This is a genomic window from Colwellia marinimaniae (genome assembly GCF_002207865.1).
Classification (GTDB): Bacteria; Pseudomonadota; Gammaproteobacteria; order Enterobacterales; family Alteromonadaceae; genus Colwellia; species Colwellia marinimaniae.
Genome location: NZ_BDQM01000037.1, coordinates 24529 through 37618, shown reverse-complemented (window position 1 = coordinate 37618; position 13090 = coordinate 24529). Strand labels below are relative to the sequence as shown.

Here is a 13090-nt window from a genome sequence, read left to right as displayed (position 1 = left end):
AGACAAAAAAGTGTAAAAATTGAACGATACCATTCAAGCCGATCACTCAATACCATTTTGACCGAAAAGTGATCGGCTTAGAGGGTATTAGGTGATCGCGATGCATGAGAATATGCAACCAAAGCTATTAGCTGAAATTACTCATAATTAGGTGTGCTATCGATATATAAGCGGACATAGATATTTGAAAGGGTATCCGCACACGTTCGCAGACCTGACATAGGTGAATTTTTTATCGGAACTATCATTAAAAGTTATTCTATACTTTTACTAATGAATTGTTTGGTTACGGCGCACTTCAAGACTTAAAAACTGATTTATAAAACTGTAACTAATTTAAAAATTATGAAAAAAAATAAATCAGCACGCTTGTCGTCACTGTTTTACTTGTCTGGACAATATGGATTACCGTCTGAGGGTTATGGTTAAATGATTAGATATTTCATCTTTTTTTGCGTTCTATTGATTTCATCTTTGTCAGTAAAATCTGCACCAGTCAAAATAGTTTGCAGTACCGATAATCCAAAGGGCTCAATACATGTAGTTGCCTTAGAAAAATTTGGAGAGTTAATTGCAAAATATTCAAACGGTAGGTTAATTGCTGAAATTCACTTCCGTGGTAATGAAGAGTTTCCAGCGATTATGGGGGAAGAAGTCAACATGAATATGATGATGACCAGTCATAGTGGCGTACATAATCGAGTTCATGTTACCGCTATTGCCTCAGGGAATGCCTCTATTAAAGCAAGTATTTTAGAATTCTTAATGTTGCCATATATTTTCGAAGACAAAAAATCGGCAATGAAGCTTTTTCGAAGTAAATTTATGATGGAAGAGATTAACGAAGTATTGGCGAGAAAACACAATATTAGAGCTATTGGATGGCTTATAGGTGGATTCAGGCATATGACAAACTCTAAAAAGCCAGTTCAACGACTAGAAGATATTCAAGGATTAGTTATTCGGACTCCCCGCAATCGTCTAATGAGGGATACCTATATGACTCTGGGCGCAGAGGTAATCCCATTGAATTGGGAGCTTACATTTGAGGCACTTAAGAAAGGTGAGATAGATGGACAAGAAAACCCATATTCAGTCATTGCTGATTCAAAATTTTGGGATGCCAACCAAAAGTATGTAACGAATAATGGCCCTTTTTTATGGGTAGGGCCTATTTTGATGAACGAAGAATTTTATCAAAGTTTGCCTGATGATTTAAAAAATGTCGTTAGAAAATCTGGTCGGGAAGCTGCAGAATATGAGTGGGAGTGGGAAAATAAAAAAAACAACGAATTCAAAGCTATATTGTTGAATAATAACATGAAGATTTTAGACTTGGAAGATAAGCAAAGGTGGGTTGACGCCACAAAACCACTCTGGGAAAAACACTATAAATTTATAGGATATGGCGATGAAGCAAAGGGAAAAAAAATAGTTGAAAATGTTTTGATAATAACAAATCAGTAAATTGATAGAGCCGAGTTTTCATGCTGTGTTTTTAACTATAAAGGGTAGTCATTTCAATTTGCATCTGTTTCATAATTTACGCTAGCTTTATTCATAACTTATCTAAACTTTAACCATATAAAAACTAATCAAAATGTAGCAATACAATTCGATTACCTAATGTCTAATGTGGCAGAAGTTAGTCTTACGAATTCAACAGTAATGGCTGCTATCGAACCAATTGTAGAAGTTAAAATTTAGTGCTACCCACTTCCGCAATGCGCACCAAAGCAGTCTAAATTAGAGTGAAAATCTAAAGCGCTTTGTGCTCCATAACGAGACAATACTAACCGTCACTTTTGCCACTAATAAAACCGTAGCGCTAAAATGTAATTTTTATTGGCTGGGACGATGCTAATAGCTAGAACTCAATTATTTGATAAGCTCGCTTTAAGAGGTTTAATAACTGTCAGAATGAAGGGGGTTATCAGTGTTAATTAAATGGTATAAACAAATTGAATTCTTCCGACTTAGTCCACTTGTCGTGTAGTTGTTTAAACTCATTCATTTCTCGAATCGATACATTGTCATTGATTGATTTTTCAGACAAATAATTTAAGCGTTCAAATTCTTGGGCATCCATGCAGTGTACTCCTTTTTTACTCCATGGTTAAATGATAAATCATAATTGAAAGAAAAGTGGACCATATGGATGGAAAATATATAACAATGAAGTTTAAGAAACAAAGACAAAACAAACAAAGAAAGCAAAACAAATAAATATCAATCATTTAGTGACGCACGCTCTGTATACCACTAAACTTTATGTAAGTGATGTCTCACAAAAGTGTGAGATATAACTTACGAAATCTATCGTATTTTGTCAGGGGTATTACCAAAAACTTCTCCTGGTAACTGTCCAGGAGGATGAATTAGTACCAAAATCAGCTTGCCGGTTGAGCCAGGTTAAACAAGTTTGGTACTAAAACGTATTACTCCATGCTGCGCATATCAAATCAACTTCATTTGTACAGCACTAGAATTAGTCCTTTCGTTAAAAGTCTCATTTGGTCTAGTTGGCTCACAATAAACATAATTACTATGCTTATCTGACCTTAGCTCAAGCAAACAATCAGACTTATAAAAAATCCTATAGCCCATAGCAATAAGTGATTCAGAGCCTACATTAAGCTCTTCACCATCTATATAAACAGTAAAGACATAATCTCTAGTGACCTTAAACTTATTGAAGTCAAACGGTATTAACCGCATTCACATACATTTTTTGAGCGTTAAATGTGTTGATTTTTTGGTTGTCACTAAGGCTTCTTAGTAATATGAAATGAATAATTTATTAGAAATAGTGCTGAAGTTAAAGTTCGATTTGGAACCCTTTTTATATACATATATTTCTAGTGGTTCCACTAGTGTTCCATAAGAGCTTTAAGCCCATTAAAAATAATAATTTACGTCCAATCTAGCATGAGTACAATAGCTACCTTCAGATTAAATATCATAAGGAATTATTCTTCAATCATCCTTAGATCTCTTTCATGGACAAAATTTTTGACTCCTCCCTCTAGAAAATAATAATTATCAAAACCTTCTTTTTCCAATAAATATTGAACCCACCTAACTTGCCTGCCTACAGCATCATAAATCAGCAATTTTACCTTTTCATTTTTTGCACGACTTAATAGGCTATTTAATTTGTCGATTGAATGAGCATAAGTGGTATTTTCTAGAATTTTTATGTCGCGTTGAAAAGGATCTCTGATATCTAGTATCCATGTATTGATTCCAATTTCTTTCATGAAATTACGAGGAGATAAATTGTGTTTAAAGAATAAACTATCAGAGATCAGTTCGTCCCTTGATGTCATAAATTCACCAAGTAAAACCGAATGTTTAGGGTATGTTTTAGCCCAATCATGTACACCACCATCATAAACCTTAACGTTTAAGAAGTCATGAGTTCGAGCTTTTATTGCCGCGTGAGATGATTTGAGGCAATCGACTCCATTACAATAAAATATAATAGGCCTAAAATCTTTATCAGTAATACTCGTTAAAGAGGGAATAAAGCTCATATTTGAAATGGGTATATTGATAGCATCTTTAATATGCAGTATTTCAAATTCAAATTTTGACCTTACATCTATTATTAATTTTTTGTGGTTATCGTTAAAAAGCTCTTCAGATGAAATAAATTCCAAATTTGTAAATATATGCCTAAGTGGGTATTTGGAATCGGAAGTATTAAAGGCAAAGCTGATTGGAATGAATAACAGACATAGAAAAGTAATTATAGTCAGCGAACCACTTTTACTTAATTTCATGTTCAGCACCATTAGAAATGAAGTATATAAAGTATAGACAGCTTCAATTCATGGCGCTGAAATTTTTCATAAACAAGATATGAATTGGGAGTATTAAAATTTATGAATTTAACTGATGATGCTTTAGAGGCAAAAGTTAAAGCCAATGCTGGTGCTTTAAGGTCAGGTGTACAACTTGCCCATATGAAGTGGCGCGTTTTGGGCTCACCAGCTGTATTTAGTCAACGCGATAACATTCAACTATATGGGACTGATGTGTCTGGACAAATAGACATTAACCCAGAAGGTTTTCCTGCTCAAAGTTATCCTGGTAGTGATGTAGTAATATCGACAGATAATGACGATGATTGTTTATCTTTATGGGAAGCGCTAATAGAAGACGGTGACAACAAAGCAGCGATTGATGATTCGAAAGAATTTATTAGTAACTATGAAGGTAATAATACTTGTTCATACAAGCTAACAAGAAAAGTTGAGTTTGGTTTCATCTATGATTCAACTACAGGTGAAGTTACATTACTTTAATAATATTGAGTGCCTATAACGCAGCTATTATAATTTTATTTTGATGAGTAAACAAAGCTGCAATGCTAAAGCAGTAGTGGAATGTAGATAGTTATAAGATATCACTAAGCACTACGCGAACAACATACACAATTAATACTTACTTTGGTAGAATGTCGCTAATTTAAAGGAGAGCACTTTTATGCCAAATTACGTTGTAGGTCACAAAATACCGGATTCAGATTCAATCTGTTCTGCTATTGCTTTATCATATTTAAAAACAACCTTAGGTGAGGAGACTGTTCCTGCGCGTTTAGGTGAGCTTACCCCAGAAACCCTGTTTATCTTAGATAAGTTTGGCTTTGACCAACCTGAATTAAAGACTAGTTATGCAGGTGAGGGCGTATATATTGTTGATCACAGTGATCTTGAACTCGCTCCAGATGATATAGAAAAAGCAACTATTCTAGGCATTATAGATCATCACAAACTTGGTGACTTGACCACGACTTCTCCACTTGAAATCTGGGTACGTCCGGTGGGTTGTACCAATACAATCATTAAGATGATGTTTGATTTTCATAATGTAGAGATCCCTAAAAATATAGCGGGAGCCATGTTATGCGCCATTTTAAGTGACACTGTTATTTTTAAATCGCCAACCTGTACCACGGCGGATATAAAATGTGTCGAAGCATTAGCAGAAATTGCAGGCATAGAAGACTTTAAAGAACTAGGCATGGACATGTTTAGGATTAAGTCTGCTGTTGCAGGAACCCCTATTCGAACTTTAGTCAAACGTGATTTTAAAGACTTTAATATGAATGGTCATAAGGTTGGCATTGGTCAACTTGAAGTCATTGATTTATCCGTTTTTGATGACATCAAAGATGAGCTGCATGCTGATATAGCAAAGCTTAAAGTTGAAGGTGGCCGTCATAGTGTCTTTTTACTTTTGACTGATATTATGAAAGAAGGCTCTGAGCTATTAGTCGCCAGTGATAGCGATACCTTAGCAGAGCAAGCCTTTGGTGTTGCATTACACGATGGCAAAGCTTGGTTAGATGGTGTGTTAAGCCGGAAAAAACAAGTGGTTCCACCGCTGCAAGAAATTTTTCTTAAGTAGCTATTCTTAAGTAGTTATTAATTGCTTAAAAGAAAAAACCCAGCAGTTGCTGGGTTTTTTATGTCAGTTATTTAAAGCTAAACGCGTTCAAATACTGTTGCTATACCTTGACCTAAGCCGATACACATAGTGGCTAAACCAATATTGACATCTTGGCCTTCCATTAAGTTAATCAAGGTGCCGGATATACGTGTTCCTGAACAACCTAAAGGATGACCCAGGGCAATAGCGCCGCCATTTAAGTTAATTTGGTCCATTTTATCTTCAACTTTTAATGCTCTTACACAAGAAAGTGCTTGGGCAGCAAAAGCTTCGTTAAATTCAAATAACTCAATATCTGCAATTGATAGACCGGCACGTTTTAAAGCTTTATTCGTTGCAGGAACAGGGCCATAGCCCATAGTCGCAGGATCGCAACCAGCAACTGCCATACCACGAATTTTAACGCGAGCTGTTAAACCTAGTTCTTTTGCTTTCTTAGCAGACATAATTAACATTGCTGAAGCGCCGTCAGAAAGAGCAGAAGACGTTCCCGCAGTAACGGTACCATTCACTGGGTCAAATACTGGACGCAATGCTGATAAGCTTTCAGCCGTTGTGTCAGGACGAATTACTTCATCATGCTCAACTAACGTTAGTGCACCTGTAGCATCATGACCTTCTGTGGCAACAATTTCATTGTCCCAACGACCAGCCAAGTGTGCTTCATGGGCTTTTTGATGCGAACGTGCACCAAAAGCATCTTGCATTTCACGGGTAATGCCGTGTTGCTTACCCAATAACTCAGCAGTTAAGCCCATATTTCCAGAGGCTAAGGCAATATGTTTATTGAGTGCAGGGTCAAAATCAACATCATACATCATAGGTACGTGACCCATGTGTTCAACACCACCAATTAGAAATACATCACCTTGACCAGTCATGATACTGGTAGTCGCTTGGTGCAACGCTTCCATAGAAGAGCCACATAAACGGTTAACCGTAACACCAGCAATAGATTTTGGTAAACCAGCAAGTAATGATGCATTACGGGCGATATTAAACCCTTGTTCTTTAGTTTGTTTTACACAGCCCCAAATAACATCTTCAATGTCTTCTGGGTCTAATGCTGGGTTGCGTTTTAAAATTTGTTTCATTAAGTGTGCTGACAATGCTTCAGCACGTACATTGCGAAAAACGCCGGCCTTAGAGCGACCCATTGGAGTTCGTATGCAGTCTACAATTACAACTTCGTTCATTTTATTCTCCTCGGCTTAAGCTGATTTAACATCGGTGGTGAAATAAGATTTACCTGATTTTGCCATCTTACGTAGGCCATCAGTTACTTGATAAATTTCACCTAGATCAGCATATTTATCCGCCATTGCGATGAAGTTATCTAAACCAAGTGTTTCTAAATAGCGAATTGCACCACCTCTAAATGGTGGGAAACCAACACCATAGATTAAGCCCATATCAGCTTCAGCTGCAGTATCAACTACACCTTCTTCTAAACAACGTACCACTTCATTAACCATAGGGATCATCATGCGAGCAATAATTTCTTCGCTGCTGAAGTCTTTTTTATCAGCACAATGTTGGCCAAGTAATTCGTATGCAATAGGAGCAGGTACTTTTATTGGACGACCACGTTTATCTTTGATGTGATCATAAAAGCCTTTGCCATTCTTCTGACCAAAACGCTCATTAGCATAAAGAGTACTAACGGGGTCATTGGCAATTTTTTTCATGCGCGTAGGGAAACCAGCTGACATAACACCGGTACAGTGATCAGCCGTATCAACACCAACTACATCAAGCAAATATGCTGGACCCATTGGCCAACCAAATTGTTTTTCCATTACTTTATCGATAGCGCTAAAGTCAGCACCTTCAAGTACTAATTGACTAAAGCCAGCAAAGTATGGGAACAAAACACGGTTTACATAAAAACCTGGGCAATCATTAACAACAATCGGCGACTTACCCATTTTCGCGGCATATGCTACGACAGTAGCTATCGTTTCATCCGAGGTATCTTTACCGCGAATTACTTCAACTAATGGCATTTTATTGACGGGATTGAAGAAATGCATTCCACAAAAGTTTTGCGGACGTTTTAAGCTTTGTGCTAATAAATCAATTGAGATAGTCGAGGTATTAGAAGTAAGAATAGCATCGTCACTGATTACGCCTTCAACTTCAGCTAGCACCATGCCTTTTATTTTAGGGTTTTCAACAACGGCTTCAATAACAATATCTACATCTTTAACGCTGTCATAACTTAAGCTTGGCGTGATGTTATTTAATACACCAGCCATTTTCTTAGCATCCATACGACCACGTTCAACTTGTTTAGTTAATATGCCCGTTGCTGTCGTTAAACCTAAATCGAGTGCTTGATCATTAATATCTTTCATAATGATAGGCGTGCCTTTATAGGCTGATTGATAGGCAATACCACCACCCATAATACCTGCACCTAATACCGCGGCTTTTTTGACAATTTTAGTTGCCAGTTTAGCCGCTTTTTTGGCTTTACTTTTAATGACTTGGTCTGCCATAAACAAACCAATTTGTGCTGTTGCTGCATCAGTTTTTGCTAATTTGGCAAAACCGGCATTCTCAGCAGCCATTGCACCGGTGCGATCTAAGTTAGCACTAGCAATCAATGTATTTATCATCACCATTGGTGCAGGGTAATGTTTGCCAGCTTTAGCGGCAATCATACCTTTGCATGTTGTCGATGACATGATTAATTCTGTCGGAGATAAGTTTAATGCTTCCAATTTAGGCTGACGTTTAGCACGCCAATCTAGCTTGCCATTAATCGCCAATTTAAGCATGCTAATAGCAGCACTGCGTAAATTTTCTGGTTCAACAACTGCGTCAATAACGCCTTGTGCAAGTGCCGCCGCCGGTTTAAATGCTTTACCAGTTGACATCCAAGTTGCTGCATTATCAAAACCGATAATTCGAGGTAGTCTGACAGTGCCACCAAAACCAGGCATCAATCCTAGTTTAACTTCTGGTAGGCCAATGCTTACGGTAGTATCTGCAACACGGTAATCACAGGCAAGAGCCATTTCACAACCACCGCCTAATGCAACACCATTAATGGCGGCAATGGTAGGTAATTGAATATCTTCAAATGAATCGAAAACATCAGATGCTTTCTTTGCCCAAGCGGCTAATTCATCTTCTGGCTGACCAAATGAAGTTAAAAACTCAGTGATATCCGCGCCAACAATAAATGTTGATTTACCTGAGGTAACCATAACGCCTTTAGCATCACTGCAGTTGTTAATTGCTGCAACTACTGCAATATATTCTTCAAAAGTTGCTTGATCAAATTTATTTACTGATCCCTGAGCATCGAACTTAAGTTCGACAATGCCGTCTTCGAGTAATTGGGCTGAAAGGCTGTTGCCTTGATATATCATGCTTCGTCTCCTTCACCTAAAGGTGGTGTTGATTTTTGATGATTGAACTAGATTTTTTACGCTATAAAAAACTTAGATCATTAATAATAGCTGACTGAGTGTGCCTTGAATAAAAGTTAAATGCAATAAAATTAAAACGGTTGTTTTAATTGGCTGTTTGTTTACTAGGAAAAAGTATAATAATGCATGCAAAAAAATACCCAGCGAAATATGACTGGGTATGTTAATAGATTGTTTACGCTTAAAAAGGTAGTGCCAATTTAATGGTCTATTATAGGTATTACCTTTGTTGCGGGAGAAAGTTAATGAAATCACTTGCTGGCATTGGCTTAGCGTAATAGAAACCTTGGACTTCATCACAGCCAAGTTCAATTAGGCGTTTTTCTTGCTCAATTTCTTCAATACCTTCAGCAATTACTTTAAGTTTCATTTTCTGACCCAAAATGATGATGGTTTCAGCAATAATGGACTGACCCTCTTTATCAATATCAGTGACAAAGGCACGATCAATTTTTAGTCTATCAAGAGGTAATTTTTGTAAATAGCTTAATGATGAAAAGCCAGTACCAAAATCATCTAATGCTATACTGATCCCTTGGGCTTTTAACTTGGTTAAGGTATCAATGATTATTTGTGGTTCGTCCATTAAAATATTTTCAGTAATTTCTAATTCAAGTTTATTTGGTCTGATTTTATGTCGAGTAATAGTGTTGATAACATTGTCAACGAAATTATCTTGTCGAAACTGAGGTATCGAGACATTGACTGAAATACTAATGTCGGGGAAGTCATTCTCCATAGTTTGTAATTGTTTACATGCTTGGTTAATCACCCAGTCACCAATTTCAATAATTAAGCCTGAATATTCAGCTAAAGGAATAAATACAGCAGGAGAAATATATGTTCCATCAGCAGTACGCCATCGAAGTAATGCTTCTGCGCCTATGACTTTACCGGTACTTAATGATAATTGCGGCTGATACCAAAGCTCTAGACAGTTATTACCAAAATCCTTACGTAGTTGGCTGATCATATTTAATCGCCATTGCATTTGATCTTCGATATCGGGGTGATAATAAGAAAAATGATCTAGAGGATTTTTTTTAGCAATATTTAAAGCAATATTAATTTGATTTAAAACTTGAACACCACTGCTTTGTGCATGCTCTTTGGTACAAAAGCCAAAACAAGCATTGATAGGAAGATGTTGCTCACCGGCCTTAAATGGTTGATGGAATAAAGCCATTAATTTTTCAGGAGTTAAACAATCAGCAGGACCAATAATACCGAAGACATCTGCACCGACACGGGCGAATTGACAGTCACTATAGATACTTTGCATGCGTTGACCTACAGCAGTAAGTAGTTTGTTACCTATATCTTGTCCTAAGGCATCGTTGATATCGCTGAAATGATTAATGTCAATTAAGGCTGCAACTTGGTTTTCTTGCTCACTTTGTGCAAATTGGTCAAGTAAGCGCACGAACTCTAAGCGGTTGGGTAAATTTGTTAGCCAATCTTTATAGGCTGCATTGGTGAGTTTTTGGAACAAATGAACATTTTCGTAACCCACCGCTACTCCAGATAAAAAAACATTGAGTAGTTGCGTTTGTATTTCGGTTAAAGGGCTGGACAGTATTACGTGGATAACAGAACGATAGTCGCCTTTAGCAACGTATAAATTCAGACTGTCATCGAGGTACTGGTGCTTTTGTTGCAAGAAACAAGCTTTTACTTGTTTATTTGCTTGCTCATTTTCCAGCATTTCTAGCTTTTGGTTAACTAAGCTATCATCAAATCCTATTTGCGCAAGTATATAAAAACTTAAATCATCAATATTGTCGATAATGCCTTGACCTCTAGCGCAAAAAACGGCCGAAATATCTTCATTTATGAGGGTTTTTAATTGCGATAAAACTTCTTGACTATAGGTAGGCAGGGAGTGTTGAGAAGATAATTCGGTGGCGCCTGAGACAATAGTTTCCAAGCCTAAACGGTTTTCATTAACCGTGGCTATTTGTTGAAAAGAGCGAATGGCGGCAAAAACGGTGGTTACCAGTTTACGGCGAGTTAACTCTGTTTTTGTCTTATAGTCATTAATATCATATTCTTTGATCACACTTTCTTCGGGAGCATAGCCGGGTTGACCGGTACGCAAAACAATGCGGATATCTTTTCGTTGTAATGTCTCTCTTATATATTTTACTACATTTAAGCCGGCATCATCCGTTTCCATAACGACATCGAGTAATACAAGAACAATATCCTTATGATCTTTAATGAGCTGACAGGCATCTTTACCTGAGTAGGCATGTAAATACTCAAGGCGGCGGCCTAATACAATCAAATCGGATAATGCTAACTGAGTAACTGAATGAATTTCTGGATCATCGTCAACAATTAAAACCTGCCAAGTTTCATCACTGCCAAACGCTAAAATCTCCTCTTCATCACTATCATCAATGAATAAAAAATCATCGTTTGAATTTTCGGATGCTTGCATACTGCCCTCATAACTAAGCATATTTATTACAAATATCCCAGTTAAAATTGAAATGTATTTTATTTAGCTTAACTATAACCTAATACTACTTTTTTACACTATTGAAGGGGAGATTAAAAGCCTGTTTACAAAAAAAATTATTTATTTCGTTGAGTTATAATAAATTGAATTGATTGCAGCCCGGTTAACCGCACTTTATCATGTAGTGCAGTGATTCAAGTCACTAAGTATTGACCATCAGGTGAATTATACCTACTTTAACTTAATATATTGCGAGAAGGAGTTAGCAAAGTGAATAAAGAAAAATCAACAGTTTTGGTACCTGAAAAAGATGCGGATGATACTTTAATAGTGACCACGAATAAATCGAGTCACACACCAGATGAAACCGCTGTTTCTCAGCAATTTTTTAAGTTAGCAAAAAAATTCGCCATAGATGGTTCTTTATTTCCTGAAGATAAACAAATGCTTATCGAAGATAGGACAGCTAAGCGAGCTAGATTATGCCAATTGCGCAAGCAGAAAAACATTGAAAATATTATGCAAAAGACATTAGCCTATTGTGCAGATTTTGAAATAGGACAAAGAACTGATCTGGACTGGTTTAGTCGCTATATTGCTTTGTCCGAAGAGGTAAGTAACCCTAGCATGCAAGATCTATGGGCTAAAATTTTAGCAGGAGAACTGACAAAACCAGGCACATTCTCATTTAAGGCCTTACAGGTATTTCGTGATATGAGTATTTTTGACGCGAAATTATTAGCTAAAGCTTGCGCATTAGCGATAAAAGATCCCAATAAAAAGGGCATTCGGTTAATCACGGGTGCTTATCAACAGCCGGGTTTATTTAATATTTTTTCTAAGCAGCGACAGCTATATTGTAACTTAAGTCATTATGGTTTGAATTACGCTGATTTATTAGCTTTATCAGAGAATCACCTTATATACTTACAAGAAAGTGAATCGAGCTTAATAAATAAAGGAGATGTTCTGCAATTTACTTATAACGGTTTACCGTTAAAGTTAACCGCAAAAAAAAGCAATATTTGCCTGCAATTTTATAAGTTCACACCACTAGGGGCTGAACTTGCTCACTTGATTAGTGATAAAAGTAATGATGATTTCTTTGAGCATTTAAAAAGTAAATTAACGCAATACTTTGTCATTAATAGCGCTTAAAAAAAGACTATTCTTCGGCACTGTATCTCCTTGAAAATATCAGGGGCGTTTTAGATTTGCACCCTTAGGGTTAATTTACTAATGTTATATTATATCAATTGTGATAGTATCTCATTTTGAGGGCCGGAGCTGGCCAATGAAGATAAATTAATCGAGATTCGCGGAATAATCATGTTAGACAGAATAGGCATTACAGCAACTTCTTTATGTGCATTACATTGCATATTATTACCTATTTTATTGCCTATGTTGCCTTTAATGGGGTTAAGCTTTTTAGCTGACCACGCTTGGGAGCATGTTTTCCTGCTGATGACGGCTGCACTAGGCAGCATAGCCTTATTTTCTGGCTTTAAACGTTACCACAAACGCCTTTATCCTTTCTATTTGCTTTATTTAGGCGTTGCCTTGTATTGGATAAAACATGACTTCTCTCAAGAGTTGGAGCCGTACTTTATCATTGGTGGCGCTAGCCTCATCATTGCTGCTCATTTTATCAATATCAAACTGTGCAACAGTTGTAAACGATGTGAAGATGAGGCTTGTAATAGTTAAACACAGTAATTGCATGCTA

9 protein-coding genes are annotated in these 13090 nt (G+C 36.8%); 5 read left to right on the top strand and 4 right to left on the bottom strand.

Going from position 1 to position 13090, the window contains the following annotated elements; translation table 11 throughout:
• Positions 1-429 precede the first annotated feature (429 nt).
• Positions 430-1467 (top strand): TRAP transporter substrate-binding protein, encoded by a 1038-nt coding sequence (locus MTCD1_RS15860; protein WP_057179423.1) that lies wholly within the window; start codon positions 430-432, stop codon positions 1465-1467.
• 1502 nt (positions 1468-2969) lie between these two features.
• On the opposite strand, the gene MTCD1_RS15855 is transcribed toward MTCD1_RS15860, so the two are convergent.
• Complete coding sequence (locus MTCD1_RS15855) at positions 2970-3785, bottom strand: rhodanese-like domain-containing protein (protein WP_057179424.1); 816 nt, start codon at positions 3783-3785, stop codon at positions 2970-2972.
• Positions 3786-3887: 102 nt separating this feature from the next.
• Here MTCD1_RS15855 and MTCD1_RS15850 point away from each other — a divergent pair, with 102 nt between their 5' ends.
• Both MTCD1_RS15850 and MTCD1_RS15845 read left to right on the top strand, forming a co-directional pair.
• Positions 3888-4310, top strand: coding sequence for a hypothetical protein (locus tag MTCD1_RS15850; protein ID WP_057179425.1), 423 nt, complete (start codon positions 3888-3890; stop codon positions 4308-4310).
• A 181-nt stretch (positions 4311-4491) separates the two neighbouring features.
• Positions 4492-5415, top strand: a complete 924-nt coding sequence (locus tag MTCD1_RS15845) for a manganese-dependent inorganic pyrophosphatase (RefSeq protein WP_057179426.1) — start codon at positions 4492-4494, stop codon at positions 5413-5415.
• 77 nt (positions 5416-5492) lie between these two features.
• On the opposite strand, the gene fadA is transcribed toward MTCD1_RS15845, so the two are convergent.
• The 3 genes from fadA to MTCD1_RS15830 form a co-directional block, all read right to left on the bottom strand.
• Entirely contained in the window at positions 5493-6653 is a 1161-nt protein-coding gene (gene fadA / locus MTCD1_RS15840) for an acetyl-CoA C-acyltransferase FadA (protein ID WP_057179427.1), read from the bottom strand.
• 15 nt (positions 6654-6668) lie between these two features.
• Entirely contained in the window at positions 6669-8837 is a 2169-nt protein-coding gene (gene fadB, locus MTCD1_RS15835; RefSeq protein ID WP_057179428.1) for a fatty acid oxidation complex subunit alpha FadB, read from the bottom strand.
• A gap of 280 nt (positions 8838-9117) precedes the next feature.
• Positions 9118-11340, bottom strand: a complete 2223-nt coding sequence (locus MTCD1_RS15830) for a bifunctional diguanylate cyclase/phosphodiesterase (protein ID WP_057179453.1) — start codon at positions 11338-11340, stop codon at positions 9118-9120.
• Between the two features lie 291 nt (positions 11341-11631).
• Here MTCD1_RS15830 and MTCD1_RS15825 point away from each other — a divergent pair, with 291 nt between their 5' ends.
• Positions 11632-12519 (top strand): TIGR03899 family protein, encoded by an 888-nt coding sequence (locus MTCD1_RS15825; protein WP_057179430.1) that lies wholly within the window; start codon positions 11632-11634, stop codon positions 12517-12519.
• Between the two features lie 171 nt (positions 12520-12690).
• Positions 12691-13071 carry a MerC domain-containing protein gene (locus tag MTCD1_RS15820; protein ID WP_057179431.1) on the top strand — a complete coding sequence of 127 codons (381 nt, stop codon included), beginning with the start codon at positions 12691-12693 and terminating at the stop codon, positions 13069-13071.
• Positions 13072-13090 lie beyond the last annotated feature (19 nt).